At 71.2% G+C, this 26,895-nt stretch carries 28 protein-coding genes and 1 riboswitch; of the genes, 13 read left to right on the top strand and 15 right to left on the bottom strand.

Going from position 1 to position 26,895, the window contains the following annotated elements:
* Positions 1-15: 15 nt before the first annotated feature.
* The 3 genes from ACQUQD_RS29690 (at position 16) to ACQUQD_RS29680 (ending at position 3,189) form a co-directional block, all read left to right on the top strand.
* Positions 16-642 carry a TetR/AcrR family transcriptional regulator gene (locus tag ACQUQD_RS29690; RefSeq protein ID WP_428955215.1) on the top strand — a complete coding sequence of 209 codons (627 nt, stop codon included), beginning with the start codon at positions 16-18 and terminating at the stop codon, positions 640-642.
* 398 nt (positions 643-1,040) lie between these two features.
* Positions 1,041-1,649 carry a DUF4126 domain-containing protein gene (locus tag ACQUQD_RS29685; RefSeq protein ID WP_428955214.1) on the top strand — a complete coding sequence of 203 codons (609 nt, stop codon included), beginning with the start codon at positions 1,041-1,043 and terminating at the stop codon, positions 1,647-1,649.
* A 43-nt stretch (positions 1,650-1,692) separates the two neighbouring features.
* Positions 1,693-3,189, top strand: a complete 1,497-nt coding sequence (locus tag ACQUQD_RS29680) for a phytoene desaturase family protein (RefSeq protein ID WP_428955213.1) — start codon at positions 1,693-1,695, stop codon at positions 3,187-3,189.
* Positions 3,190-3,208: 19 nt separating this feature from the next.
* On the opposite strand, the gene ACQUQD_RS29675 is transcribed toward ACQUQD_RS29680, so the two are convergent.
* From ACQUQD_RS29675 to ACQUQD_RS29650, 6 genes are all read right to left on the bottom strand, one after another.
* The gene (locus ACQUQD_RS29675) at positions 3,209-4,078 is read right to left on the bottom strand and encodes a hypothetical protein (RefSeq protein WP_428955212.1); all 870 of its coding nucleotides are present in this window, start codon (positions 4,076-4,078) and stop codon (positions 3,209-3,211) included.
* A gap of 45 nt (positions 4,079-4,123) precedes the next feature.
* A complete protein-coding gene (gene metF, locus ACQUQD_RS29670) occupies positions 4,124-5,044 on the bottom strand; it encodes a methylenetetrahydrofolate reductase [NAD(P)H] (RefSeq protein ID WP_428955211.1) in 921 nt (306 codons plus the stop codon).
* A 95-nt stretch (positions 5,045-5,139) separates the two neighbouring features.
* A complete protein-coding gene (gene thiE, locus ACQUQD_RS29665) occupies positions 5,140-5,787 on the bottom strand; it encodes a thiamine phosphate synthase (protein ID WP_428955210.1) in 648 nt (215 codons plus the stop codon).
* Positions 5,788-5,869: 82 nt separating this feature from the next.
* Positions 5,870-6,235, bottom strand: coding sequence for an Rv2175c family DNA-binding protein (locus ACQUQD_RS29660; protein WP_428955209.1), 366 nt, complete (start codon positions 6,233-6,235; stop codon positions 5,870-5,872).
* A 120-nt stretch (positions 6,236-6,355) separates the two neighbouring features.
* Positions 6,356-7,519, bottom strand: a complete 1,164-nt coding sequence (locus ACQUQD_RS29655) for an NAD(P)/FAD-dependent oxidoreductase (RefSeq protein ID WP_428957691.1) — start codon at positions 7,517-7,519, stop codon at positions 6,356-6,358.
* 161 nt (positions 7,520-7,680) lie between these two features.
* Positions 7,681-8,028: a hypothetical protein gene (locus ACQUQD_RS29650; RefSeq protein ID WP_428955208.1), complete on the bottom strand. Its 348-nt coding sequence runs from the start codon at positions 8,026-8,028 to the stop codon at positions 7,681-7,683.
* A gap of 52 nt (positions 8,029-8,080) precedes the next feature.
* A riboswitch (TPP riboswitch) is annotated at positions 8,081-8,194 on the top strand.
* Between ACQUQD_RS29650 and thiO the strand changes: the two genes are divergently transcribed.
* The 6 genes from thiO to ACQUQD_RS29620 all read left to right on the top strand — a co-directional run bounded on the left by thiO (position 8,192) and on the right by ACQUQD_RS29620 (position 14,168).
* Positions 8,192-9,361 carry a glycine oxidase ThiO gene (gene thiO / locus ACQUQD_RS29645; protein WP_428955207.1) on the top strand — a complete coding sequence of 390 codons (1,170 nt, stop codon included), beginning with the start codon at positions 8,192-8,194 and terminating at the stop codon, positions 9,359-9,361. It overlaps the preceding riboswitch by 3 nt.
* A complete protein-coding gene (gene thiS, locus ACQUQD_RS29640) occupies positions 9,358-9,558 on the top strand; it encodes a sulfur carrier protein ThiS (RefSeq protein ID WP_428955206.1) in 201 nt (66 codons plus the stop codon). Before thiO ends, thiS begins: the two co-directional genes overlap by 4 nt.
* Before the next feature lie 7 nt (positions 9,559-9,565).
* Positions 9,566-10,360 (top strand): thiazole synthase, encoded by a 795-nt coding sequence (locus ACQUQD_RS29635; RefSeq protein ID WP_428955205.1) that lies wholly within the window; start codon positions 9,566-9,568, stop codon positions 10,358-10,360.
* Positions 10,361-10,413: 53 nt separating this feature from the next.
* Complete coding sequence (gene pknB, locus ACQUQD_RS29630; RefSeq protein WP_428955204.1) at positions 10,414-12,369, top strand: Stk1 family PASTA domain-containing Ser/Thr kinase; 1,956 nt, start codon at positions 10,414-10,416, stop codon at positions 12,367-12,369.
* Between the two features lie 293 nt (positions 12,370-12,662).
* Positions 12,663-13,532: a deoxyribonuclease IV gene (locus ACQUQD_RS29625; protein WP_428955203.1), complete on the top strand. Its 870-nt coding sequence runs from the start codon at positions 12,663-12,665 to the stop codon at positions 13,530-13,532.
* 84 nt (positions 13,533-13,616) lie between these two features.
* Positions 13,617-14,168, top strand: a complete 552-nt coding sequence (locus ACQUQD_RS29620; RefSeq protein WP_428955202.1) for a DUF4396 domain-containing protein — start codon at positions 13,617-13,619, stop codon at positions 14,166-14,168.
* Positions 14,169-14,192: 24 nt separating this feature from the next.
* Here the strand turns inward: ACQUQD_RS29620 and ACQUQD_RS29615 are convergent, their stop codons facing one another.
* A complete protein-coding gene (locus ACQUQD_RS29615; protein ID WP_428955201.1) occupies positions 14,193-14,825 on the bottom strand; it encodes a sulfite oxidase-like oxidoreductase in 633 nt (210 codons plus the stop codon).
* Positions 14,826-15,000: 175 nt separating this feature from the next.
* On the opposite strand from ACQUQD_RS29615, the gene bfr reads away from it, so the two are divergent.
* The gene (bfr, locus tag ACQUQD_RS29610) at positions 15,001-15,480 is read left to right on the top strand and encodes a bacterioferritin (RefSeq protein WP_428955200.1); all 480 of its coding nucleotides are present in this window, start codon (positions 15,001-15,003) and stop codon (positions 15,478-15,480) included.
* Between the two features lie 25 nt (positions 15,481-15,505).
* Here the strand turns inward: bfr and ACQUQD_RS29605 are convergent, their stop codons facing one another.
* A complete protein-coding gene (locus ACQUQD_RS29605; protein ID WP_428955199.1) occupies positions 15,506-15,754 on the bottom strand; it encodes a (2Fe-2S)-binding protein in 249 nt (82 codons plus the stop codon).
* A gap of 161 nt (positions 15,755-15,915) precedes the next feature.
* Positions 15,916-17,268, bottom strand: coding sequence for a class II 3-deoxy-7-phosphoheptulonate synthase (locus ACQUQD_RS29600; RefSeq protein WP_428955198.1), 1,353 nt, complete (start codon positions 17,266-17,268; stop codon positions 15,916-15,918).
* Positions 17,269-17,560: 292 nt separating this feature from the next.
* Here ACQUQD_RS29600 and ACQUQD_RS29595 point away from each other — a divergent pair, with 292 nt between their 5' ends.
* Entirely contained in the window at positions 17,561-19,456 is a 1,896-nt protein-coding gene (locus tag ACQUQD_RS29595) for an anthranilate synthase family protein (protein WP_428955197.1), read from the top strand.
* Here the strand turns inward: ACQUQD_RS29595 and ACQUQD_RS29590 are convergent.
* From ACQUQD_RS29590 to ACQUQD_RS29570, 5 genes are all read right to left on the bottom strand, one after another.
* Positions 19,393-20,403 carry a 2-hydroxyacid dehydrogenase gene (locus ACQUQD_RS29590; RefSeq protein WP_428955196.1) on the bottom strand — a complete coding sequence of 337 codons (1,011 nt, stop codon included), beginning with the start codon at positions 20,401-20,403 and terminating at the stop codon, positions 19,393-19,395. The genes ACQUQD_RS29595 and ACQUQD_RS29590 overlap by 64 nt on opposite strands.
* 66 nt (positions 20,404-20,469) lie before the next feature.
* Positions 20,470-21,507 (bottom strand): 6-phosphofructokinase, encoded by a 1,038-nt coding sequence (locus ACQUQD_RS29585; RefSeq protein WP_428955195.1) that lies wholly within the window; start codon positions 21,505-21,507, stop codon positions 20,470-20,472.
* A gap of 125 nt (positions 21,508-21,632) precedes the next feature.
* Positions 21,633-22,325, bottom strand: coding sequence for a response regulator (locus ACQUQD_RS29580; protein WP_428955194.1), 693 nt, complete (start codon positions 22,323-22,325; stop codon positions 21,633-21,635).
* A gap of 49 nt (positions 22,326-22,374) precedes the next feature.
* Positions 22,375-23,610 (bottom strand): MacS family sensor histidine kinase, encoded by a 1,236-nt coding sequence (gene macS / locus ACQUQD_RS29575; RefSeq protein ID WP_428955193.1) that lies wholly within the window; start codon positions 23,608-23,610, stop codon positions 22,375-22,377.
* Between the two features lie 27 nt (positions 23,611-23,637).
* Entirely contained in the window at positions 23,638-24,384 is a 747-nt protein-coding gene (locus ACQUQD_RS29570) for a lysophospholipid acyltransferase family protein (RefSeq protein ID WP_428955192.1), read from the bottom strand.
* A 170-nt stretch (positions 24,385-24,554) separates the two neighbouring features.
* On the opposite strand from ACQUQD_RS29570, the gene ACQUQD_RS29565 reads away from it, so the two are divergent.
* Both ACQUQD_RS29565 and ACQUQD_RS29560 read left to right on the top strand, forming a co-directional pair.
* A complete protein-coding gene (locus ACQUQD_RS29565; protein WP_428955191.1) occupies positions 24,555-25,373 on the top strand; it encodes an alpha/beta hydrolase in 819 nt (272 codons plus the stop codon).
* A complete protein-coding gene (locus ACQUQD_RS29560; RefSeq protein ID WP_428955190.1) occupies positions 25,366-26,043 on the top strand; it encodes a hypothetical protein in 678 nt (225 codons plus the stop codon). Before ACQUQD_RS29565 ends, ACQUQD_RS29560 begins: the two co-directional genes overlap by 8 nt.
* Positions 26,044-26,126: 83 nt before the next feature.
* Here ACQUQD_RS29560 and ACQUQD_RS29555 read toward each other — a convergent pair whose 3' ends face one another.
* Positions 26,127-26,870, bottom strand: coding sequence for an endonuclease/exonuclease/phosphatase family protein (locus ACQUQD_RS29555; protein WP_428955189.1), 744 nt, complete (start codon positions 26,868-26,870; stop codon positions 26,127-26,129).
* Positions 26,871-26,895: the final 25 nt, after the last annotated feature.

Below are 26,895 nucleotides of genomic sequence, written 5' to 3'. Positions count from 1 at the left end.
GTGAGAATCGGGGGCATGGAAAGCAGCACACGGCGCCAGGCCACCCGGCAGAAGCTCTACGAGGCAGCTGTCACGCTCATCGCGGAGCAGGGTTTCTCCGCGACGACGGTCGACGAGATCGCCGAGCGCGCCGGGGTCGCGAAGGGCACCGTCTACTACAACTTCGCCAGCAAGTCGGTCCTCTTCGAGGAGCTGCTGCGGCACGGCGTCGGGCTTCTCACCACCTCCTTGCGGGACGCCGCGCAGAAGACCGACGAGCGAGGCGGCAGCAAGGTCGACGCCCTGGACGCGATGATCCGCGCCGGCCTCGTCTTCATCGACGAGTACCCGGCCTTCACGCAGCTCTACGTGGCCGAGCTGTGGCGCACCAACCGGGCCTGGCAGTCCACCCTCGCCGTGGTCCGCCAGGAGGCGGTGGCCGTCGTCGAGGGTGTGCTGCGCGGTGCCGTGGCGAGCGGCGAGCTGAGCGAGGAGATCGACGTCCCGCTGACGGCGGCGGCCCTGGTGGGCATGGTCCTCGTGGCGGCGCTGGACTGGCAGGCGTTCCAGCCGGAGCGCTCGCTGGACGATGTGCACGCCGCACTGTCGCTGCTGCTCCAGGGCCGGGTCGGCGGCAGCCCGTCGCTGACGCGCAAGGCGTGACCCGCCTCTGACGCGAGGAACGCGGAACGGGCCGCGCATGTGAAGCACCGGCATACGTGAAGCGCCGGTCCGGCAAGGCCTGTGGTCGTGATCAGGCCTCACCGGACCGGCGCATCCCCCGTTGTTCCCCCGTTGGACCCCGTTCGGTCTCCCCCGGGTCCCCCGTGCCTCGCTCCCACCCTTACGGGCGAGAGGAGCGGCCAAGGGCGCCGCATCCGTTCCGCCGCCCCGTGTCGGCGGTACCGGAGCCGCGCCCCTCTCCGTGTCCTCCACTCTTCCGTCTGCGCAGGTGGGACCCCATCCGTGCACCTACTCATCTCACTACCTAGGTACGGATACTCAGGCCTGGGCACTCATCCCCAGGCACGGAGAGTTCCCCACTGGTTACGATCTTGTCCGTGTCCGTACTCCCCCTGGTCTTCACCAGTGGCTGGGCGAGCGGCATCAACGCGTACGCGGTGGTCCTGCTGCTCGGCATCTTCGGCGCGACCGGGCTGACCGACGAGGTCCCCGAGTCGCTGCAGCGCCCGGACGTCCTGATCGTGGCCGGAGTGCTCTTCCTGTGCGAGGCCGTCGCCGACAAGATCCCCTATGTGGACTCGGCCTGGGACACGGTGCACACCGTGATCCGGCCGGTGTCGGGGGCGGTCGTCGGCGCCCTGCTCGCCGGGCAGACCGGTTCGCTGTCCGATCTCGCGGCCGGCGCGATCGGCGGTTCCACGGCCCTGGCCAGTCACACCGTGAAGGCCGGCACCCGGATGGCGATCAACACCTCGCCGGAGCCGGTGTCGAACTTCGTGATGAGCACCGCCGAGGATCTCGGCGTCGGCGGTGTCGTGACGTTCGCGATGTTCTATCCGGAGGCCGCCGCGATCATCGCGGCGGTGCTGCTGCTCCTCGGCCTGTTGCTGCTGTTCCTCCTCGTCCGGCGCATCCGCCGGTTCCTGCGCAGACGCGCCCAGCGGCGCGAGGAGAAGCGCCTGGCCCGTGAGGCACCGCCGCCGTGACCTGCGGGCGGCGTTGTCGGTGGCGGCCGATAAAGTTCCTGGCATGGCACGAATTGCGGTGATCGGCGCGGGGATGGGCGCCATGGCGGCCGCCGCTCGGCTGGCCGTCGCGGGCCACCGACCGGTGGTCTTCGAGCGCGCGTCGACGTACGGCGGCGCGGTCGGCCGGTTCGAGCGCGACGGCTTCGCGTTCGACACGGGCCCGGGGCTGCTGCCCCTGCCCGCGGTCTACCGCGATCTGTTCGTCAAGACGGGCAAGGAGCCGCTGGAGGACCTCGTTCCGCTGACCCAGGTGGAGCCCGCCGTACGGCACGTCTTCGCGGACGGCACGACGACGGACCTGCCGAACGCGCGGCGCGCGGGGGTCGCCGAGGCGTTGGACACGGCCGTCGGCGCGGGCGCGGGCGAGCTCTGGTCGGCGTTCATGAACCGGGCGCGGGAGGCCTGGGACCGCTCCCGGCGCCCCCTGCTGGAGGAGCCCCTGTGGCCCAACTGGCAGGTGCTCGCCGACCGTGAGCCGTACCCGGCAGTGGCCCGGCGGCGGCTGCTGCGCAAGGACCGCACGGCGACGACGCTCACCGAGATCGGCGCCCTGGAGCTGGGCGGGGACCCGCGTCTGGTGGCGCTCCTCGAGCAGTACGCGCTGGCGTACGGCCTCGATCCGCGTACGGCGCCGGCGAGCGCGGCCGTGCTGCCCTACATGGAGCAGACCTTCGGGACCTGGGCGGTGAGCGGCGGCCTGCGGGCGCTCGCGGACGCGGTGTACGCGCGGTGCCTGAAGCGCAGGGTCGAGTTCCGGTTCGACGCGGCCGTCACCCGGATCGTGGTGAAGGACGGACGGGCGGCAGGCGTCGAGCTGGCCGACGGGTCGGTCGAGGACGCCGAGTTCGTGGTGGCCGGTGTCGCGCCGGGAGTGCTCGACGGGCTGCTGCCGGACCGCAGTGTGCGGGGCGAGGTGCCGGCGCGCCCCGAGTCGTCGGTGCCCAGTCGGCTCACGGTCCATCTGGCGCTGCGCGGACCCCGGCCCGAGGGGACGCCGCACCGGACGGTGGTGCACGGGGCCGACCGGGACGCCGAGTTGGCGTGGCTGTTCGACGGCGGTCCCTGGCCCGCGAGACCGACGGTCGCGGTGCTGCGGACCGGCGATCCGTCGCAGGTGCCGGACGCCGGCCACGAGGCGGTCACCGTCACCGTGACCGTGCCGCCCCACGCGCGCGTGAGCGAGGCCGGTCTGGAAGCGGTCCTCACGGCGGCCGAGCGCACCGTGTCCGGCCTCCGCGACCGCCTCCTGTGGCACGAGACGCGCACGCCCCAGGACATCGCCGAGGCGACCGGAGCGGCGGGCGGCGCCGTGCCCGCGCCCGCCCTGGCCGCCGCGCGGGGAAGCCTGCTGCATCCGGCGAACGGGACGGACCTGCCGGGCCTCTTCGCGGTGGGCGGCTGGTCGCATCCCGGTGGCGGACTGCCGCACGTGGGCATGTCGGGAGCGCTGGTGGCGGGCCTGATCGTGGAGGGACCGGAGTTCCGCGGCTCGCAGTGAGCCGCGGCGGGCGGACGGCTCAGTACCGGTACTGCTGCTCGTTGTAGCCGGTGTCGTACCCGGTGTTCGGGTCGTGCTGCGGATACGTCGGGTAGGGCTGCTCGGGCGGGAGTTCGCCGCCGTAGCCCTGCTGCTGCTCGTCGCCGTTGCGCTGCTGCGGCACCCAGACGCCGCCCGGAGGCGTGTCCGCGCCGTAGCCCGCGGCGGTCGCGTACGGGTCGGCGTACTGCTGCTGGCCGGTGGCGTACGGGTCGCCGTACTGGGGCTGCGCCGGGTACGTCTGGGTCCCGATGTACGGGTCCGAGTAGGGCGCGGCGTACGGCTGCTGCCCGGTGTCGTAGCCGTAGTTCTGCTGGTCGTAGGCGTAGGCCCCGGTGTCGTAGCCGTAGTTCTGCTGGTCCGCCTGGGCGGTCTGGGCGTACGCCGAGTCGCTGTAGACGCCGTACTGGCCGGTGTCGTCGGGCATCGGCTCGGTCGTCGCGTACACCGCGGTGGACTCGGCGGGCGCCTGCGGAACCGGCGGGTAGTCCTGGGCACCCTGCTCGTACTCCAGGTCGGAGACCTCGAGCGTCGGGTCCTGGTGGACCGGCTCCTTCTTGCGGCGCTTGCTGCCGCCGGTGTCGGCACCGCCGGGGCCGTTCTTGAGGGCCCAGCCCGCCGCGAAGCCGCGGCGGAACGACAGGGTGACGTACGTCTGGCCGATCGCGAAGGCGATGGCACCGGCCCCGATGACGATCACCGAGGGCATCAGGACGCCGAGGACCACCCCGAGGAAGCCCACGAAGGCGAGCAGGCGCCAGCGCAGCCGCGCCTTGTACTGCAGCAGCACCTCACCGAGGAGCCACAGTGCCACCAGTCCGAACGCGACATAGAGGACCGCCCAGCCCATGTACGCCCCTCTCGTACGGCCGTAGCCCCTTGCGGGTACGGCCCATCAGGCCCGCTGCTCGTGCAGGCCCAGGTTCTCGTAGATTTCCAGCGTCGCAGTGGAGTTGTTGAGCGTAATGAAGTGCAGACCCGGGACACCTTCGTCAAGCAGCTTCGCGCAGAACTCCGTCGCGAACTCGATGCCAATGGAGCGTACAGCGGCCGGATCGTCTTTGGCTGTGAGGATCCGCTCTTTCAGCGCCGGAGGGAAGTCCGCGTTGCTGAGCTTGGGCAGGCGTTCGAGCATGCGCACGCTCGTGACCGGCATGCATTCCGGAATGATGGGCGTCTCGCAGCCCGCGGCGGCGACCCGGTCGCGCAGCCGCAGATACTCCTCCGGGTAGAAGAACATCTGCGTGATCGCGTAGTCGGCGCCCGCCCGGCACTTGTCGACGAAGTGCCGCACGTCGGTGTCCCACTCCGTGGAGCGCGGGTGCATCGCGGGGAACGCGGCGACGCCGACGCAGAAGTCTCCCGACTCCTTGATCAGCTCGACGAGTTCGGCCGCGTACGTCAGCCCTTCGGGGTGCGAGACCCAGTCGGCCATGGGGTCGCCCGGCGGGTCTCCGCGCACGGCGAGCATGTTCCGGATGCCGGCGTCGGCGTACTGGCCGATGATGTTGCGCAGTTCGGCGACCGAGTGCTCGACCGCGGTGATGTGGGCGACCGGCGTCAGCGTCGTGTCGACGACGATCTGCTGGGTCTCCTTGACCGTGCCCGCGCGCGTGGAGCCGCCGGCGCCGTACGTCACGGAGACGAAGTCGGGCGAGACGGCCTCGACCCTGCGCAGCGCGTTCCACAGGTTGCGCTCGCCCTTTTCGGTTTTCGGCGCGGAGAACTCGAAGGAGTACGTCGTCTTGCCGGTCGCGAGCATGTCGCGCACGGTGCGGGCGCGATCAGTCCTGGTGGAAGCAGTGCCAAGGGCCATACGGGCAGGTTACTGACGGAATCCGGTTGCCCATAATCCCCGTCCACCTTGCGGACAGACGAGCCGAAGGCCTGCTCCCCGAAGGGATCCCGGGGTCAGACCGAGCGCAGGCGCTTGGCGAATTCGGCGGTCGCGGCGGCCGGATCGTCGGCCTCCGTGATGGCGCGCACGACGACGACGCGACGGGCGCCCGCGTCCAGGACCTCGTCCAGGTTCCCCAGGTCGATGCCGCCGATGGCGAACCAGGGGCGGTCGGTGCCGAGGCCCGCGGTGTAGCGCACCAGGTCGAGACCGGGGGCGTGGCGGCCGGGCTTGGTCGGCGTCGGCCAGCAGGGGCCGGTGCAGAAGTAGTCCACGCCCTCCTGGACGGCGGCCGCGGCGGCCTCCGCGTCGGCGTGCGTGGAGCGGCCCACGAGGATGCCGTCGCCGAGAACGGCGCGGGCCGCGGGGACAGGCAGGTCGCCCTGGCCCAGGTGCAGCACGTCCGAAGCGGTCGCGTGCGCGACGTCCGCCCGGTCGTTGACCGCGAAGAGCTTGCCGTGGCGACGGGCCGCCTCGGCGAACACGGCGAGGTGCTCCAGCTCCTCGCCGGCCTCCATGCCCTTGTCGCGCAACTGCACGATGTCCACGCCGCTGGAGAGCACCGCGTCGAGGAACTCCGGCAGGTCGCCCTGGCGCTTGCGGGCGTCGGTGCACAGGTAGAGCCGGGCATCGGCGAGCTGCGTGCGCTTCGGGTCGGCCATGGGAAATCCCCCCGTGTGGATCAGGTGTCGTCCGGCGTGCGCACCACGGGGTCCGTGGTGCGCACGCCGGACGGTTGTCAGGTCAGACGGCGAGCGCCTGGGCGCGGCGCTTCACCTCCGTGCCGCGATTCTCGCTCAGGGCCTGCGCGGGCGTGCCCGGCAGGGTCGGGTCGGGGGTGAAGAGCCACTCCAGCATCTCTTCGTCGCTGAAGCCGTCGTCCCGCAGGACCGTCAGGAGGCCGACGAGCCCCTTGACGATCTTGTCGCCGTCGATGAAGGCGGCGGGCACGTGCAGTGCCCTGTTCTCACCACGGCGTACGGCGATCACCTGGCCTTCCTTCACCAGCTGCCGCACACGCGTCACCTCGAGGTCGAGTTGCTCCGCGATGTCGGGGAGGGTGAGCCAGTCGGGGACGAGAGCATCGATCTTTGCGTCAATCTCGGTCACGGGACAAGCCTGCCATCCCGGACTGACAGTCGGAAGTCGGGGCGGTCTGACCAGGGGTTTCCGCCACGCGGCGGACGGCACACGGCCGGCCCGCCCACGGTCGTCCGGGGTAGGCCGGGTTCAGGCCACCGCAGACTTCAAGGGGCGGGCGGGATCGCTCAGACGCTCCGGGTCCAGCACGGTGCCCGCCTCGATGAGCTTGCGGCCCTGTGCCAGATCGCGGGGCTTGCCGACGGCGAGCACGGCCACCAGGGCGCCCTCCCGCAGCCAGCACACCGACCAGGCCGCGCCGGCCGGGTCGCCCCGCCACACCGTCGTGTCGGCGGCGTCGTGGTGGCCCGCGTACTGCACGAAGCGGCCGAACTGCTCGGACCAGAAGTAGGGCACCGGGTCGTACACCGCCGGTGTCTCACCGATGATGTTCGCCGCGACCGTGCGCGGTCCCTGCAGCGCGTTGTCCCAGTGGTGGACCATCAGGCGCTGTCCGTAGCGCTTCGAGGGGAACGACGAGCAGTCCCCCACGGCGTACACGTCGAGTACGGAGGTGCGCAGCCCCGCGTCGGCCACCACCTCGTGGTGTGCGCCGAGGCCGATGCCGGAACCGGCCAGCCAGCGGGTCGCGGGGCGGGCCCCGATGCCGACGACGACGGCTCCGGCGGGCAGCCGCGTTCCGTCGTCCAGGACCACGAGGCCCGGCTCGACGTGCTCCACGCGCGCGCGGGTGCGCAATTGGGCTCCCGAGTCCGCGTACCAGGCCGTCATGGGGGCCGCGACCTCGGCGGGCAGCGCCCCGGCCAGCGGCCGCTCGGCCGCCTCCACGACGGTGACCCGGCAGCCGGCCTCGCGGGCGGCGGTGGCGAACTCGGCGCCGATCCATCCGGCGCCCACGACCACCACGTCGTGCTGGTCGGCCAGCACGGGCCGCAGCCGCTCGGCGTCGTCGAGGGTGCGCAGCAGGTGCACTCCGGGGACATCCTCGGCGCCCGGCAGCCGGACGGGCTCGGCGCCGGTGGCGACGACCAGGACGTCGTACGGGACGGGCCCCTCGGCGGTGTCCAGCTCGTGGTCGCCGGGGCGCAGGCCCGTGACCTCGCGGCCCAGCTCCAGGGTGACGCCGAGTGCCTCGAAGTCCACGTCGAAGGCCGATCCCTCGGCCTTGCCGAGCAGCACGGCCTTGGACAGGGGCGGCCGGTCGTAGGGCTGGTGGGGCTCCGCCCCGATCAGCGTGACGGCACCGGTGAAGCCCTGTTCGCGCAGCGCCACGGCCGTCTGTACGCCGGCCATTCCCGCGCCCACGATGACGACGTGCCGCTGCCCTGTGGGTGTTCCGTTGCCGCTCCGCTGCTCGCTCACGGGATCACCTTAGGCACCTGATCTTGCGTCAGTCAGCGGCGCGGGCCACTCCCGCGCCGTGACGTCCTGCACACGGGCCGCCGGTTTAGTGATCAAACAGGGGCGGCGATCTCCTCGACCACACTGGTCCCCCTGCCCACCTGCGACTCCCACTCCCATGTCTCGTCGAGCCGCACCCTGCCGTCCGGCAGCTCGGACACGGTGGAGAGGCAGTGCCCCGAGGACGTGGTCCCGTCGGTCTTCAGCTGTACGTAGCGGAAGTCGAGCCGGTCACCGGAACGCGTGCCCACCAGGTGCCCCTGTACGACGTCGCCGCCTTCATAAGAGGCCCACACGCGCCCGCCGTCCTGGTGGTAGGCGAAGCGCGTACGGGTACCCACTTGGCCCGGCGCCTGGTCGGCCACCGGGGCGAGAACGAGACCGTCGAGCGATCGGGCCACGGGCGGAGGCTCCCTTACTGGAGGTCGTGCGCAAGAGTTAGGGTGGCCAACGTAAAGCACTCGCGGGAGCCCGTACGCAGCGGGCTGAGAGGGAGGCTGGAGCGGCCTCCGACCGTACGAACCTGATCCGGGTCATGCCGGCGAAGGGAGGGGCTGGACGCCCATGTCGCGTACTCCGTCCAAAGCCACCGACGTACTGGTCGTCGGGGGCGGCATCATCGGCCTGGTCACCGCGTGGCGGGCCGCGCAGCGCGGTCTGTCCGTCGCGGTGGTGGATCCCGATCCGGGCGGCGGGGCCGCCCAGGTGGCGGCGGGCATGCTGGCCGCGGTCACCGAACTCCACTACGGCGAGCAGACGTTGCTGAACCTGAACGTCGAGTCCGCGCGCCGCTACCCGGACTTCGCCGCCGAGCTGGCCGAGGCCTCCGGCCGGGACCTCGGCTACCGCGCGTGCGGCACGCTGGCGGTCGCGCTGGACGCGGACGACCGGGCGCATCTGCGTGAACTGCACGCGCTGCAGAGGAAGTCGGGCCTGGAGTCCGAGTGGCTGTCGGGCCGTGACTGCCGCCGCCTGGAGCCGATGCTCGCGCCGGGCGTACGCGGGGGCCTGCGGGTCGACGGTGACCACCAGATCGACCCGAGAAGGCTCGCGGGCGCCCTTGTGACGGCCTGCGAGCGCACGGGCGTGGTCTTCCACCGGACCCGCGCCGAACGGCTCCGTGTCGTACAGGACCGGGCGTCCGGCGTCCTCCTCGCCGACGGCACCGAACTCGCGGGCGGCCAGATCGTGCTCGCGGCGGGCAGCCGCAGCGGGCAGCTCGCGGGGGTACCCGACGAGGTGCTGCCGCCCGTCCGCCCGGTCAAGGGCCAGGTCCTGCGCCTGACCGTGCCCCGGCGGTACGCGCCGTTCCTGAGCCGCACGGTCCGCGCGGTCGTCCGCGGCAGCCACCTGTACCTGGTGCCGCGCGTCAACGGCGAGCTCGTCGTGGGCGCCACGAGCGAGGAGCTCGGCTGGGACACCACGGTCACGGCCGGCGGGGTCTACGAACTGCTGCGGGACGCCCACGAGCTCGTCCCCGGCATCACGGAGCTGCCGCTGACCGAGACCTGCGCGGGCCTGCGCCCCGGCTCGCCCGACAACGCCCCGCTCCTCGGCCCCACCCCGCTGCCGGGCCTCCTCCTGGCCACCGGCCACTACCGCAACGGCGTGCTGCTCACGCCGGTCACCGGGGACGCCATGGCGCATGTGCTGGTCACCGGTGAACTCCCCGAAGAGGCCCGCCCGTTCACCCCCAGGCGCTTCAGCGGCGCCTCCTTGGAGCAGCCCGCATGAACGTATCCGTCAACGGCGAGTCGCGCACCGTGACCGCGGAGACCACGCTCGACGCCCTGGTGGCCACCCTCACCACGGCGCACTCCGGCGTCGCCGCCGCCCTGAACGAGACCGTCGTCCCGCGCACCCAGTGGCCCGCGACCGCGCTCTCCGACGGGGACCGCGTCGAAGTCCTCACCGCCGTACAAGGAGGCTGACTCGTCCATGGCTGACGACGCTTTCGTCCTCGGGGGCACCACGTACTCCTCGCGCCTGATCATGGGCACGGGAGGCGCCCCGAGCCTCGACATCCTGGAACGCTCCCTGACCGCCTCCGGCACCGAGCTCACCACGGTGGCGATGCGCCGCGTGAACGCGACGGTGCACGGCTCGGTGCTCTCGGTCCTGGAGAAGCTCGGCATCCAGGTCCTCCCCAACACCGCGGGCTGCTTCACGGCGGGCGAGGCGGTCCTCACGGCCCGCCTGGCGCGCGAGGCACTCGGTACGAACCTCGTCAAACTCGAGGTCATCGCCGACGAGCGCACCCTGCTGCCCGACCCGATCGAGACCCTGGACGCCGCCGAGACCCTGGTCGACGACGGGTTCACGGTGCTGCCCTACACCAACGACGACCCGGTCCTGGCCCGCAGGCTCGAGGACGTGGGCTGCGCGGCGATCATGCCGCTCGGCTCCCCGATCGGTTCCGGGCTCGGCATCCGCAACCCGCACAACTTCCAGCTGATCGTCGAGCACGCGCGCGTGCCGGTGATCCTGGACGCGGGCGCGGGCACGGCCTCCGATGTGACGCTCGCCATGGAGCTGGGGTGCGCGGGTGTGATGCTCGCCTCGGCGGTGACCCGCGCCCAGGAGCCGGTCCTCATGGCCGAGGGCATGCGGCACGCGGTGGAGGCGGGCCGGCTGGCGTACCGCGCGGGCCGTATCCCCAAGCGCCACTTCGCTGAAGCCTCATCGCCCACAGAGGGCCGGGCCCACCTCGACCCGGAGCGCCCGGCCTTCTGACACGGTCACAGCTCTGCTGCAGTACGGGACCGGTCCCGCTGCACGCATCGGGCATGTCAGTCACTCCTCGTAGACTCCCCTGCGTGGACACGACCCTTCAGGACCCGTTGCTCGGGCACGTGCTCGACGGCCGGTACCGCATCGACGCACGCATCGCGGTCGGCGGGATGGCCACGGTCTACCGGGCCGTGGACACCCGCCTCGACCGCGTGCTCGCGCTCAAGGTGATGCACCCCTCGCTGGCGGCCGACGCCACGTTCGTCGACCGCTTCATCCGCGAGGCCAAGTCGGTCGCCCGCCTCTCGCACCCCAATGTGGTCGGGGTCTTCGACCAGGGCGCCGACGGCGCGTACGTGTACCTGGCGATGGAGTACATCGCGGGCTGCACGCTCCGCGACGTCCTGCGCGACCGCGGTGCGCTCCGGCCCCGCGCGGCGCTCGACATCCTGGAGCCGGTGCTCGCCGCGCTCGGAGCGGCGCACCGCGCGGGCTTCGTGCACCGCGACATGAAGCCGGAGAACGTCCTGATAGGGGACGACGGCCGCGTGAAGGTGGCGGACTTCGGTCTCGTGCGGGCGGTGGACACCGTCACGAACACGACCGGATCGGTCCTCGGCACGGTCTCGTACCTGGCACCCGAGCAGATCGAGGACGGCACGGCGACGCCCGCCGTGGACGTCTACGCGTGCGGAGTGGTCCTGTACGAGATGCTGACGGGGTCGAAGCCGCACTACGGGGACACTCCGGCCCAGGTTCTCTACAAGCACCTCAACGAGGATGTCCCGCCGCCCTCCGCGGCGGTGCCGGGACTCCCCTTCGAACTGGACGACCTGGTCGCTTCGGCCACGGCCCGCACCCCGCAGGTCCGCCCGCACGACGCCGTGGCGCTGCTCGCGCAGGCCAGGGACGCGCGTGCGGCGCTGACCGACGCGCAGCTGGACGCGGTGCCGCCGCAGGCGCGGGACGTGGAGCACGCGGGGGCGGACGACCGGACGAGCGTGATCCCGCGCGCGGTGCAGCTGCCGCTGCCCACGGAAGAGGACCGGTTCAACCGCACCAGCCGCCTGGAGTCACCGCCTCCGCCGCCCCCGGCCACCGCCCCGGCACGCCGCAGGAGCGGCGGTCCGCGACGCGGCACGTTCGCGATCATCGCGGCGATCCTGCTGGTCCTCGGCGTGGGCGCGGGCGTCTGGTACATCAACTCCGGCCAGTTCACGAAGGTCCCGCCCCTGCTGGCCAAGACGGAGGCGGAGGCGAAGCAGCGCCTTCAGAGCGCGGGCCTCCAGGCGGGCGGCAAGACGACGTACAAGTACAGCGACACGTTCAAGCGCGGCAGTGTCATGGCCACGGACCCGGAGGCGAATACCCGCATCCGGGACAACGGCACGGTGAACCTGACCGTGTCCAAGGGCCCCGAGACGGTCAAGGTCCCCGACCTCAAGGGCACGCCCCTCGCCACGGCGAAGAGCGACCTCAAGAACCGGGGCCTCGAACCGGGCATGATCACCAAGGAGTTCAGCGAGGACGTCACCAAGGGCTCCGTGATCAGCACGGACCCGGAGGCGGGTGCGACCCGCAAGTCCGGTTCCGCGGTCGCCCTGGTCGTCTCCAAGGGCGAACCCGTGGACGTCCCCGACGTCACGGGCGAGTCCGAGGAGGACGCCGTGGCCGAGCTTGAGGAGGCGGGCCTGAAGGCGGAGATCGCCACGAAGCGGGTCACCTCCGATGAGGACAAGGGCGACGTGGCCCAGCAGTCCCCCCGGGACGGCCAGCTCGCCAAGGGCGACACGGTCACCCTGACGATCTCCGACGGCCCCCCGATGATCGAGGTCCCGGACGTCACGGGCCTGAGCGTCGACGACGCCCACGCCAAGCTGGAGGACGCCGGCTTCGAGGTCGACGAGGACCGCGGCCTCCTGGGCCTCTTCGGCGACACGGTCAAGAGCCAGTCCGTGACCGGCGGCGACGAGGCCCCCGAGGGCTCGACGATCAAGATCACCATCCGGTAGCGCCCCGGCACCAGCTCCTCAATCGCCGGAGGGGCTCGATCTGCTCAGCCCTCACCGGCGATCACTCGCGTACGAGACGGGAGGGGCCGGTCTGGGGATGTGCGCGCGCAGCACAGGCCACGCGGTATCGGCGGCCAACGCAACCGGCGAGGCCATCAAGATGGCGAGCACGGACATGCCCAGGGCGGCCCCGCACCCGACCACACACCTGTCGGAGACAACGGAAAGCTGCCAAGACAACCCCCGACGGCCACCCTCCTTTCACGGCGCACCCCCATGACACCCTTGACCGCGTGACGAACACCCCCCGCTCCCGCAACCCCATCGGCGGCCACGTCCCCGTAGCCGGCGGCCTCGCCTCCGTAGGCCTCTCGTACGCCCACGACCTCAAGGCCGAGACCGTCCAGGTCTTCGTGGCCAACCCCCGCGGCTGGGCCACTCCCCCGGGAAACCCCCAGCAGGACGAGGAGTTCCGCGCCCGCTGCGCCGCCGAGGACATCCCCGCCTACGTCCACGCCCCGTACCTGATCAACTTCGGCTCGCACACCGAGGCCACCGTGGAGAAGAGCGTCGCGTCGATGCGGCACTCCCTCCGCCGCGCCCGCGCCATCGGCGCCCTCGGCGTCGTCGTGCACACGGGCTCCGCGACCGGCGGCCGCGACCGGGTCGTCGCCCTGGCCCAGGTACGCGAGCACATGCTCCCCCTGCTCGACGAACTGACCCACGACGACGACCCGTTCCTCCTCCTGGAGTCGACCGCGGGCCAGGGCGCCTCCCTGTGCTCCCGCACCTGGGACTTCGGCCCGTACTTCGACGCCCTCGACCGCCACCCGAAGCTCGGCGTCTGCCTCGACACCTGCCACATCTTCGCGGCGGGCCACGACCTCGCCGGCCCGGGCGGCATGAAGCAGACCCTCGACCTCCTCGTGGACACCGTCGGCGAGGGCCGCCTCAAGCTCATCCACGCCAACGACTCCAAGGACGTCGTGGGCGCCCACAAGGACCGCCACGAGAACATCGGCTCCGGCCACATCGGGGCCGAACCGTTCCACGAGCTGATGACTCACCCGGCGACCGAGAACGTCCCGCTGATCATCGAGACGCCGGGCGGTAAGGACGGCCACGCGGCGGACGTCGCCCACCTCAAGGAGCTCCGCCCGTAAGATTCCGCGTTCCGTTGAGGAATACCCCCCAGGGGTATACGGTTCCTGTCACTGACAGGAGCCGTTACTGACGCTGGGGGAACCATGCAGCACAACGCACAAACGGAACACGAACACCACGGGCACGACCACGACCACACACCCAACGACCACGACCACGACCACGCACCCCACGGCCACGGCCACGACCACGGCGGCAAGGTCACCTGGTCCACAGCCGCGCAGGCGACACTGCACTGCCTCACCGGCTGCGCCATCGGCGAGATCCTCGGCATGGTGATCGGCACCGCGCTCGGCTGGGGCAACGTGCCGACGATGGTCCTGGCGATCGTGCTGGCGTTCTTCTTCGGCTACTCGCTGACGCTGCGGAGCGTGCTCGGGGCGGGCGTGACCTTCAGGACGGCGTTCCGGGTGGCGCTGGCCGCGGACACGCTGTCCATCGCCGTGATGGAGCTGATCGACAACGGCGTCATCGCACTGTGGCCGAGCGCGATGGACGCCCAGCTCTCGGACGCACTGTTCTGGGGCGCGCTGGCGGCGTCACTCGTGATCGCCTTCGTCGTCACGACGCCGGTCAACCGCTGGATGATCGGCCGAGGCAGGGGCCACGCGGTGGTGCACCAGTACCACCACTGAAGACGACGCACGCCGGACCCAAAGCTAGAGCTCAGGCCCTTCCCCGGGCTCTTCCTGGTACGAGTACCGCTGCTCCTGCCACGGGTCCCCCACGTTGTGGTACCCGCGCTCCTCCCAGAACCCCCGCCGGTCCGCGGTCATGTACTCGACCCCGCGCACCCACTTCGGCCCTTTCCAGGCATACAGATGGGGCACGACAAGACGCAGCGGGAACCCGTGCTCGGCCGTGAGCAGCTCCCCGCCCTTGTGGGTGGCGAAGATGGTGCGGTCGGCGGCGAAATCGGCCAGCCGCAGGTTCGAGCTGAACCCGTACTCGGCCCAGACCATCACATGCGTGACCGCGGGATCCGGCGGCGCCAGCTCAAGGATGGTGGAGGCCCGCACGCCGCCCCACTCGGCGCCGAGCATGCTGAACTTCGTGACGCAGTGCAGATCGCCGACCACGGTCGCGTACGGCAGTGCCGAGAACTCCTCGTGGTTCCAGCAGTGCTTGTCACCGTCGGCGGTGGACCCGAAGACCCTGAACTCCCAGCGCTCGGGCCGGAACTTGGGCACGGGCCCGTAATGGGTGACCGGCCAGCCGCGCTGCAGACGCTGCCCGGGAGGAAGCTCCGGCTGCACTGCTCCCCCAGACTCGCGACTCACCGGATGACCCATGCCTCCATCCTGACAGACCCCGAGCAGTGGACGTGACCACGCGGGTGCCGACAGGCGTCAGTCGATCATCGATTCGGGCAACTCCTACTAAGCGTGCACTTACTGGACGCGTTTGAACCCCGGTGCAAGGATGCGCGGAACCTGCCGAGTCCACCACGTGGAAGGAGCCTCTGCGATGCAGGGCGACCCCGAGGTCATCGAATTCCTCAACGAGCAGCTCACGGGCGAGCTGACGGCCATCAACCAGTACTGGCTCCACTACCGGATCCAGGACAACAATGGCTGGACCAAGCTCGCGAATTACACCCGTGCCGAGTCCATCGACGAGATGAAGCACGCGGACAGGCTGACGGAACGGATCCTCTTTCTCGATGCCCTGCCGAACTACCAGCGGCTGTTCCATGTGCGTGTCGGACAGACGGTCACCGAGATGTTCCAGGCCGACCGGCAGGTGGAGGTCGAGGCCATCGACCGCCTCAAGCGCGGCATCGACGTCATGCGGGCCAAGGGCGATGTGACGTCGGCGCGGATCTTCGAGGACATCCTGGAGGACGAGGAGCACCACATCGACTACCTCGACACCCAGCTGGAGCTGATCGAGAAGCTCGGTGAGGCGCTCTACCTGGCCCAGCAGATCGAGCAGCCGGACAGCTAGCCCGCCGGAGGGACCGGCCGGCGGATCAGGCGGCTTCGGGAAGCTCCACCTGGGGGCTCTGCGGGGCGAGCGCGACCGCGGCCTCTCCCTGCTCGACCAGCTCGCGCCGCGGGCAGGCTCCCCGCCCGAGCAGCGCCTGGATACGGCGTACGCACGAACCGCAGTCCGTGCCCGCCTTGCAGGCCGACGCGATCTGGCGGGGCGTGCAGGCGCCGCCCTCCGCATGCTTCTTCACCTGGTCCTCGGTCACACCGAAGCAGTTGCAGACATACACGCGGGGGTCACCTCCCGGTCGGGACTCATAGGCGTTGCCGTCCCGATTGATCGGTGAGGCTAACCTAACCTTACCCGCCGGGCCGGATGCACAAAAGTGCCGTGGGGCGCGGATCCCTGTGATCCGCGCCCCACGGCTGTGTACTCATGTCCCTCGAGGGATCACTGGTCCCGGTACATCTCCGCGACCAGGAACGCCAGGTCCAGGGACTGGCTGCGGTTCAGGCGCGGGTCGCAGGCCGTCTCGTAGCGCTGGTGCAGGTCGTCGACGAAGATCTCGTCGCCGCCGCCCACGCACTCGGTGACATCGTCACCGGTGAGCTCGACGTGGATGCCGCCCGGGTGCGTGCCGAGCGCCTTGTGGACCTCGAAGAAGCCCTTGACCTCGTCGAGCACGTCGTCGAAGCGGCGGGTCTTGTGACCGGAGGCCGCCTCGTACGTGTTGCCGTGCATCGGGTCGGTGATCCAGGCGACGGTCGCGCCGGAGGCGGTGACCTTCTCCACCAGCTCGGGCAGCTTGTCGCGGACCTTGTCGGCGCCCATGCGGACGATGAAGGTCAGGCGGCCCGGCTCGCGGTCGGGGTCGAGGCGCTCGATGTACTGCAGCGCTTCCTCGGCCGTCGTGGTCGGGCCGAGCTTGATGCCGATCGGGTTGCGGATCTTCGAGGCGAACTCGATGTGCGCGCCGTCGAGCTGACGGGTGCGCTCGCCGATCCAGACCATGTGGCCCGAGACGTCGTACAGGTTGCCCGTGCGCGAGTCGACGCGGGTCAGCGCCGACTCGTAGTCGAGCAGCAGCGCCTCGTGGGAGGCGTAGAACTCGACCGTCTGGAACTCGGCCGGGTCGGTGCCGCAGGCGCGCATGAAGTTCAGCGCGTTGTCGATCTCGCGGGCGAGCTGCTCGTAGCGCTGGCCGGACGGGGACGACTTCACGAAGTCCTGGTTCCAGGCGTGCACCTGGCGCAGGTCGGCGTAGCCGCCGGTGGTGAAGGCGCGCACCAGGTTGAGCGTCGAGGCGGACGCGTTGTACATCCGCTTCAGGCGCTCGGGGTCCGGGATGCGGGCGGCCTCGGTGAACTCGAAGCCGTTGACGGAGTCGCCGCGGTAGGTCGGCAGGGTGACGCCGTCGCGGGTCTCGGTCGGCTTGGAGCGCGGCTTGGAGTACTGGCCGGCGATGCGGCCGATCTTCACGACCGGCACCGAGGCGGCGTACGTCAGCACGGCGCCCATCTGGAGCAGGGTCTTGAGCTTGTTCCGGATGTGATCTGCGGAGACGGCGTCGAAGGCCTCGGCGCAGTCGCCGCCCTGGAGGAGGAACGCCTCTCCCTTGGCGACGGCCGCCAGGCGGGTACGCAGCTGGTCGCACTCGCCCGCGAAGACGAGCGGCGGATACGACTCGAGGTCCGCGATCACATCGCGCAGAGCCTCGGCATCGGGGTACTCGGGCTGCTGCGCCGCGGGCAGGTTTCGCCAGGTGTTGCCAGCGCTTGCGCTGGTCTTAGCGTTCACGGTCACCTCGCCAACATTACGGGGTCATGTCGGGCGTCCATCCCACCGCTCATCTTTTGAGACGGATGAGAGTCGGGAGGCACACATGAGCCCGGGGTTCGGGTACGGTTGCGCCCATGTTCGCGCAGTTTCTGAACCGCACCTGGTGGTGGACCGCACATCCGGCGGCCCACTGACTGCGCGTATCCAGACTTCGCGAAGGCCGCCCGAGGGGCGGCCTTCAGTGTTTTCAGGACCGGGCCGTTCCTCTCCGACCGACTTCCGACCGACTTCAGGAATCCAGGAAGAGGAACCGCCCATGCAGCTCTCGGCTCTGCTCGCCGACGACCGACCCTTCGCGCTGCTGCGCCGCCGCACGCCCGGCCGCGACCACGACACGGTCGAGGTCCTGATCGGCGGGGTCGGCACGTACGACCGGCTCGCGGACATCCCGGAGGGGCTGGCCCTGGTCCCCTTCCGGCAGATCAGGGAGCGCGGCTTCGACGTCCGCGACGACGGCACACCGCTCGTCGTCCTCACCCCCGAGGAGTCGTACGAGATCCCGCTCGACGAGGCGCTGCGGCAGCTCCCGGCGCACGACGTCCGCGTCCGGGACGGCGGTTTCGACGTCGACGACGAGACGTACGCCGGCATCGTCGGCCGGGTGCTGCGCGAGGAGATCGGGCAGGGCGAGGGCGCGAACTTCGTGATCCGCAGGACGTACGAGGGCGAGATCGAGGGGTTCGGACGGGCCGACGCGCTCGCGCTGTTCCGGCGGCTGCTCGACGGCGAGCGGGGCGCGTACTGGACGTTCGTCGTGCACACGGGAGACAGGACGCTGGTCGGTGCCAGCCCCGAGGTGCACGTGCGGATGTCGGGCGGGACGGTCGTCATGAACCCGATCAGCGGCACCTACCGCTATCCGGCCGCCGGGCCCACGCCCGAGGACCTGCTGGACTTCCTCGCCGACGGCAAGGAGATCGAGGAGCTGTCGATGGTCGTCGACGAGGAGCTCAAGATGATGTGCACCGTCGGCGACATGGGCGGTGTCGTCGTCGGGCCCCGCCTCAAGGAGATGGCCCACCTCGCGCACACCGAGTACGAGCTGCGCGGGAAGTCGACCCTCGATGTGCGCGACGTGCTGAAGGAGACGATGTTCGCGGCGACCGTCACCGGCTCGCCGGTGCAGAACGCCTGCCGGGTCATCGAGCGGCACGAGGTGGGGGGACGCGGGTACTACGCCGGTGCCCTGGCGCTCGTCGGGCGGGACGCGGGCGGCGCGCAGACCCTGGACTCCCCCATCCTGATCCGCACCGCCGACATCGACGCGGCCGGACGGCTGCGGGTGCCGGTCGGCGCGACGCTCGTCCGGGGGTCGGACCCGGCGGGCGAGGTCGCGGAGACGCACGCGAAGGCCGCCGGCGTGCTGGCCGCTCTCGGCGTACGTCCCGGACGGCCGCGTGAGGAGAGCACGCGGCCCGCGCTGGCCGACGACCCGCGGGTCCAGGCCGCGCTCGACGGACGCCGCGCGGCCCTCGCACCGTTCTGGCTGCGGATGCAGGAGCGGCACGGAGAGCTCTCCGGACACGCGCTCGTCGTGGACGGTGAGGACACCTTCACGGCGATGCTGGCGCATGTGCTGCGCTCGTCGGGGCTCGATGTGACGGTGCGGCGCTACGACGAGGAGGGGCTGCGGGACGCCGTCCTCGCGCATGAGGGGCCGGTCGTGCTCGGCCCCGGGCCCGGCGACCCGTCCGATCTCACCGACCCCAAGATGCGGCTGTTGAGGTCGCTGACGGCCGATGTGATCCGCGGCCACCGGCACGGCGTGCTCGGCGTCTGCCTCGGGCACGAGCTGATCGCGGCCGAGCTGGGCCTGGAGATCGCCCGGAAGGACGTGCCGTACCAGGGCGCGCAGACCGACATCGCGCTGTTCGGCCGGACCGAGACCGTCGGGTTCTACAACAGTTTCGCGGCCCGCTGCGACGACGCGGCGGCGCTGGAGCTGGCCGCGCACGACGTCGAGGTCAGCCGGGACCCGGCGAACGGGGAGGTGCACGCGCTGCGCGGGCCGTCCTTCGCCGGGGTGCAGTTCCACCCGGAGTCGGTGCTCTCGCTGCGCGGCGCCGGGATCGTGCGGGAGCTGATCGGTCAGCTCGTCGCCGGCGCCTCGGCCGGGACCAGCACGTTCTCGGAGCGGCGGCCGGCCAGGTAGTCCAGGACGTTCTGCACCGTGGTGTCGATGATCTGGCCGACCGCGTCCACGGTGTAGTACGCCTGGTGCGAGGTGACCAGGACGTTCGGGAACGTGACGAGGCGGGCCAGGGTGTCGTCGTCGACGATCTCCAGGGACTTGTCGAGGAAGAACAGGCCCGCCTCGGCCTCGTACACGTCGAGGCCGACGCCGGTGAAGCGGCCCTCGCGCAGTTCGGCGACGAGGGCCTTGGTGTCGACGAGACCGCCGCGGCTGGAGTTGATCAGGATCGCGTCGTCCTTCATGGTGCGCAGGGCGGCGGCGTCGACGATGTGCTCGGTGGCGGGCAGCAGCGGGACGTGCAGGCTGATCAGGTCGGCCTCGGCGAAGAGCTGGTCCTTGTCGACGTACTTCATGCCGAGGGCCACGCACTCCGGGTTCTCGGCGACGTCCCAGCCGAGCAGGTTCATGCCGAAGCCGTGCGCGATGCGGGTGAAGGCCTCGCCGATCTTGCCGGTGCCGAGGACGCCGACGGTGCGGCCGCGCATGTCACGGCCGAGCAGGCCGTCGAGGCGGAAGTCGAAGTCGCGGGTGCGGTTGCTGGCGCGGACGATGCGCCGGTTCACGGCCATCGCGAGGGTCCAGGCGAACTCGGCGACCGAGTACGGCGAGTAATAGGAGACCCGCGCGACGGTCAGCCCGAGGCGCTCGGCGACCTCCAGGTCGATGTTGTTGAAGCCGGTGGAGCGCTGGGCGATCATCTGCGTGCCGCCGGCCGCGAGGCTCTGCAGCACCCGGTTGTTGAGGGTCGCGTTGACGCTGGTGGAGATGATCTCGTAGCCCGCCGCGATGGGGGCGGTGTCCTCGTTGAGGAAGACGTCCAGGCAGCGGACGTCGTGGTGGCCCTCGAAGGCCTTCTCGATGAGGGGCTTTTCGTCGGATTGCACGCCGAATGCGAGGATCTCCATGGCTGGAGTTTATGTAGGGCCACAGGGGACGGCACCCCGAACCGGGATGCCGTCCCGAGCCGTCGCCTATCCGAAGAAGACCCCCACCTCCTCGTAGAGGGACGGATCGACGGTCTTCAGGCGGGCCGTCGCGTCGGCGATGGGCACGCGGACGATGTCCGTGCCGCGCAGCGCGACCATCTTGCCGAAGTCGCCGTCGCGGACCGCCTCGATCGCGTGCAGGCCGAAGCGGGTGGCCAGCCAGCGGTCGAAGGCCGACGGGGTGCCGCCGCGCTGGACGTGGCCGAGAACCGTGGTGCGGGCCTCCTTGCCGGTGCGCTTCTCGATCTGTTTGGCGAGCCATTCGCCGACGCCGGAGAGGCGTACGTGCCCGAAGGAGTCCAGCGACTCGTCCTTGAGCACCATGTCGCCGTCGCGCGGCATCGCGCCCTCGGCGACGACGACGATCGGCGCGTACGAGGCCTTGAAGCGGGAGGTGACCCAGGCGCAGACCTGGTCGATGTCGAAGCGCTGCTCGGGGATGAGGATGACGTTGGCGCCGCCCGCCAGGCCCGAGTGCAGGGCGATCCAGCCCGCGTGGCGGCCCATGACCTCGACGACGAGGACCCGCATATGGGATTCGGCGGTCGTGTGGAGCCGGTCGATGGCTTCGGTGGCGATGCCGACGGCGGTGTCGAAGCCGAAGGTGTAGTCGGTGGCGGAGAGGTCGTTGTCGATGGTCTTGGGCACGCCGACGACGCGGATGCCGTACTCGTCGGCGAGGCGGGCCGCGACGCCCAGGGTGTCCTCGCCGCCGATCACGATCAGCGCCTCGACCTCCTGCTCGAGGAGGTTCTCCTTGACGCGGCGGATGCCGTTCTCCGCGTTGAGGGGATTGGTGCGCGAGGAGCCGAGGATGGTGCCGCCGCGCGGCAGGATGCCGCGGACGGTGGGGATGTCGAGGCGGACGATGTCGTTCTCGAGCGGTCCCCGCCAGCCGTCCCGGAAGCCGACGAAGTCGTAGCCGTACTCCTGCACGCCCTTGCGGACGACGCCCCGGATGACGGCGTTGAGCCCGGGGCAGTCGCCGCCTCCGGTCAGTACTCCGATTTTCTTGGCCCGCATGAACACGTCCCTTCGCGCTGAAGTGAACCGTCACGAGCCACGCTAATGGTGATCCAGGTCACTTCTGGAGGGGACGGAGAGTCAATTCCTTTACTGGAGGCGCGAGTTGTACGGCGGGCGCCGGGCTACTCGTCGTCGAGGCCGCGCTCGATCGCGTACCGGACGAGCTCCACCCGGTTGTGCAGCTGGAGCTTGCCGAGGGTGTTCTGCACGTGGTTCTGCACCGTGCGGTGCGAGATGACCAGCCGCTCCGCGATCTGCTTGTAGCTCAGGCCCTTGGCGACCAGGCGCAGCACCTCGGTCTCCCGGTCGGTGAGCTGCGGCGCCTTCGGCTCGTCCGTGCCGGTGACCGGAACCGGCTCGGAGGCCAGCCGCCGGTACTCGCCGAGGACGAGACCGGCGAGGCCCGGCGTGAAGACCGGGTCGCCGACGGCCGTGCGGCGCACCGCGTCGATCAGCTCGTCGGTGGACGCGGACTTCAGCAGGTAGCCGGTGGCCCCGGACTTCACCGCCTCCAGGACGTCCGCGTGCTCGCCGCTCGCCGACAGGACCAGGACCCGCAGCGCCGGGTCGGCGCCGACCAGCTCCTTGCAGACCTGGACGCCGGGCTTGGCCGGCAGGTTCAGGTCGAGGACGAGGACGTCGGGGCCCGCGGCCCGCGCGCGGCGCACCGCCTGCTCGCCGTCGCCCGCGGTGGCGACCACGTCGAAGCCGGACGCGGCCAGGTCGCGGGCGACGGCGTCGCGCCACATCGGGTGGTCGTCGACCACCATGACCTTGATCGTGGCTCCTGCGCCGTCGTTGTGCTGTTCGCTCATCGCTCCGGTCCTGCCCTTCCCCCGTGTGCCGTCCGGTTCTTCCCGACGGTCAGTTCTTCGTCGGTCTCTTGGGTACGTTCAGTTCGACCTCGGTGCCCTGGCCGGGTACCGAGATCAGCTCGGCGGTGCCGCCGATGTCGCGCAGCCGGCCCCGGATGGACAGGGCGACGCCGAGCCGGCCCTCGCCCTCGGCCTGGGCGAGCCGGCCCTCCGGGATGCCGGGGCCGTCGTCCCGCACGGTCACGATCACCGCGTCCGGCTCGTCCTCGACCAGGATCCAGGCGTGCGCGCCCTCACCCGCGTGCCGCCGCACGTTGTCCAGGGCCGCGCTGACGGCGGCGGCCAGTTCGCGGGCGGCGGCGGGCCGCATCAGGACCGGGGCGCCCGGCTCGGCGAAGGTGATCCGCGATCCCGCGTGCCCGGCGAGCAGCGGCCGCAGGTCGCGGGGCTGCCCGGTGTCCGCGTCCTCTTCGTGCGCGTGGCGGTCCGGTTCGTCGACGGCGCGGACGACGGCGCCCTGCGCGGCGTCCTCGGAGGCGCGGGACGCCGGGGTCAGGCCCCCGGCCACCAGGGTGCGCAGCGCGACCTCCTGCTCCCCCGCCATCCGGCCGATCTCGGCGGCCTCGCCGCCCAGGGCGTTGCCGCGCCGCTGCACCATCGCGAGGACCTGCAGGACGCTGTCGTGGATGTCGCGGGCCAGGCGCTCCCGTTCGCGTGTGGCGGCCTCGATCTCCAGGGCGCGGGCGAGGGTGCGCTCGGAGGCGCGGGCCACCTCGACGACGTAGCCGATGGCGATGGAGGCGATGCAGACCAGCAGCACGTTGTGGAAGGTGCTGCGGCTGACGGCGCCGCGCTGGACCACGTTGGCGACGCCGATGAGCAGGGACGCGGTGGCCGCCCAGCGCCAGCCGCCCTTGAGGGCCCAGGCGAGGACCGCGCCCGCCGTCCATATCGACGGCAGCGTCGAGCCGCCGGTGACGGCCCGCTCGTGGCCCGCGACGGGCGACAGCAGGATGCCGACGACGGCGATCGTCAGGTCGGCGGTGAGGAACCGCTTGGTGCAGCGCCGGGCTCCCGACACCTGCGGCAGCGTCGCCAGGGTCCACCCGGCCAGTACGGCGAAGTAGGCGATGGCGACCCACGGGCGCTCGTACACCTCGTACGCGGAGGCGAAGAGCCCGATCGCGTACAGCATGGTGAGCACCCGGTAGGCCGTCAGGGCACGCCACAGCGGCTGCTCGACCGACATCCGTACGACCCGCTCGCGTCTGACCGTGCTCCCCATGTCCCCCACCCCTCGGGGACGACGCGGTCAGGCGCCGCCCCGCTCCTTCTGCGCTTCCTTCTCGGCCTTCTCGGCTTCCGCCTTCTCCGCCTTCTCCGCCTTGGCCGCGTCGGCGATCTGCCGCTTGGCGGCGGTCGCGTACATGTCGACGTACTCCTGGCCGGAGAGCTTCATGATTTCGTACATGACCTCGTCGGTCACCGCCCGCAGCACGAACCGGTCGCCCTCCATGCCCTGGTAGCGGCTGAAGTCGAGCGGCTTGCCGATGCGGATGCCGGGGCGCATGAGCTTGGGCATCACCTTGCCCGGGGGCTGGATCTTCTCCGTGTCGATCATGGCGACCGGGATGACGGGCGCGCCGGTGGCCAGCGCCACGCGGGCCAGGCCGCCGGGCTTGCCGCGGTACAGCCGGCCGTCGGGTGAGCGCGTGCCCTCGGGGTAGATGCCGAACAGCTCGCCGCGCTCCAGGACCTCGATGCCGCTCTTGATGGCGGCCTCACCGGCGCCGCGCGAGCCGGACCGGTCCACGGGCAGCTGGCCGACGCCCTTGAAGAAGGCGGCCGTCAGCTTTCCCTTGACTCCGGGGGTGGTGAAGTACTCGGCCTTCGCGATGAAGGTGACCTTGCGGTCGAGGACCGCCGGCAGGAAGAACGAGTCGGAGAAGGAGAGGTGGTTGCTGGCCAGGATCGCGGCCCCCTCGGCGGGAATGTTCTCCAGCCCTTCCACCCACGGCCGGAAGCCGAGCTTCAGCGGCCCTCCGATGGCCACCTTCATTGCGCCGTAGATCAACCCACTGCCTTCCCTCGTCCGAGGATCAGACCTTAACCCGCGGGGCCGCTCAGGGGCCCGACGACCCTGGTCGGTGTCAGTCCGGTCGCGTACGGTGAAGTCCACGTCCCGCTGCTCCCCCGTCCAGAGCCCCTTCCAAGAACTGGAGACCGAAGGTGCCGGTCCTTCCTGGAGCCGAGCCGTACCGCCATGAAGGCGGCGAGGTCGGCGTCCTCCTCTGTCACGGCTTCACCGGATCCCCCCAATCGATGCGCCCCTGGGCGGAGTACCTGGCCGGGCGGGGTCTGACCGTCTCGCTCCCGCTGCTGCCCGGGCACGGCACCCGCTGGGAGGACATGGCGATCACCGGCTGGCAGGACTGGTACGCGGAGGTGGACCGTGCCCTGCGCGAGCTCACGGAGCGCTGCTCGCAGGTGTTCGTCTTCGGCCTGTCGATGGGCGGCGCGCTCGCGCTGCGCCTCGCGGCCCGGCACGGCGACCAGGTGGCCGGCCTGGTCCTGGTCAATCCGGGGAACAAGGTGCACGGTCTGGCCGCGCACGCCCTCCCGGTGGCCCGGCACCTCGTCCGTACGGTGAAGGGCATCGCCAGCGACATCGCGAAGGAGGGCGTGGACGAGGTGGGCTACGACCGGGTGCCGCTGCACTCGGCGCACCAGCTGCGGACCTTCTTCCGGATCGTGGACCGTGAACTGCCGCAGGTGACCCAGCCGTTGGTGGTGCTGCACAGCATCCAGGACCATGTGGTGCCGCCCGCCGACTCGGCCCGGGTGCTCAGCCGGGTCTCCTCCACGGACGTCACGGAGATCCTGCTGGAACAGAGCTACCACGTCGCGACGTTGGACCATGACGCGGACCGGATCTTCGAGGAGAGCTACGCGTTCATCGGCCGGCTCGCTCCGAGTGTCGGCAAGATCCCCAGCGAGGGCGTGACCAGCCCCGGCGAGGGCGCGGAAGGGACGGCCAGCGGTGGCTGAGCAGGAGCGGCGGGAGCCCGAGAGCCCCGACAGTCCGGACGGCGGCGGGGGCCCGGAGCCCCAGGGGGCCGGTGCCGGGCAGCCGCGGCAGGACGCGGAGCAGCAGGACGGGCTGCTCCCGGTCGACGAGGACGCGCTGTGGGCGCAGATCGTCGCCGGGTACGGGGAGGAGCCGCCGGACCCGCCGGGCGCGAAGCCGTTCAAGTCGGTGGAGGACCTGGCGCTCCTGGAGCCGGAGACCAATACGACGCGGCCGGGCGACGGTCCGGACGAGGACGACGACGCGGACGAGCGGCCGTCGGGGGACACCAAGGGGCCGCTCGGCTCGTCGGTCTCCTTCGCCCCGGGCATCGGCGCCGCTCCGGGCCCCCGTGACTACGCGTCGCCGGAGCCGTCCGAGAGCGACTTCGACGAGGACGACGAGGGCCACTTCGTGCCGCCGGAGCCGCCGCCGCTCCCGGAGTCGGACGTGACGTCCAGGTTCGCGTGGCTGGCCGTGATCGGCGGCCCGGTGCTGCTGCTCGTCTCGGTGCTGCTGGGCTGGTCCATGACCTGGTGGCTGGCGACGCTCTGCGTCGGCGGCTTCCTCGGCGGCTTCGCCACGCTGGTCGCGCGGATGCAGTCGGGCGAGGACGAGGACGACGACCCGGGTCGCGGAGCCGTGGTCTGAGACCCGTACCTGCGCGAAGGGCCCGACCGGATGATTCCGGCCGGGCCTTTTGCGTACCCGGTGGACAAGGCCAGGCGGCGTCCTCAGGCGGCCGGGATTCTGAGGGCGGCCAGGACCGGCAGATGGTCCGTGGCCGCCCTCAGGTCGTGCGCGGGCAGATCGGCCGGGACCCCGCAGCCGAGGACCTCGATGCCCTGGGTGGCGAGGATCGCGTCGATCCGCTGGTGGGGGTCGGCCGGGGTGGAGGTGTACTCGGTGCCCCATGGGCGGGTGGCCCAGGCGTCGTTCAGGGCCGCGGCCAGACGGCGGAAGGTGCGCCCGTCGGGCCGCTCGTTCAGGTCGCCGCCCACGACGGCGTGCTCGACGCCCATGGCCTCGATCCGGTCGAGCAGCATCCCGCCCTGTGCGTACCGCTCGTCCTTCTGCAGGCTCAGATGGCAGCTGACGACGCCGAGCCGGGCGCCGCCGAACCGGACGACGGCGGTGGCGAAGCCGCGCCGGTGCAGCCCGGGCGTGAGCGGCAGCAGCACGTCCTCCGTGCGCTCCACCGTGGCCCGCAGCGAGCAGAGCAGCGCGGGTCCTGCCGCGCTGCCGCCGCCGGAGAGGATCACCAGGTCGGCGGCGCGGGCCAGCCGGGCGAGCTTCTTGCGCCAGCGGAAGAAGCGGGGGGCCTCCTGGACGAGGACCAGGTCGGGGGCGCAGGCCTTCATGACGCGGGCGAGGGCGGCGGGGTCGTCGCGCATCGAGCGGATGTTGTAGCTCAGGACGCGGATGACGGCAGAACCGTCGGCCGCGGTAAGGGAGTTGGGGAGCGAGCCGGAGTCCATGGCGATCAAGATACGCCGGTGCCCG

Source organism: Streptomyces sp. cg35 (genome assembly GCF_050410835.1).
Taxonomy (GTDB): Bacteria; Actinomycetota; Actinomycetes; order Streptomycetales; family Streptomycetaceae; genus Streptomyces.
Note: the sequence above shows the minus strand (reverse complement) of the source record. Positions and strands in the feature narration are given on the sequence as shown.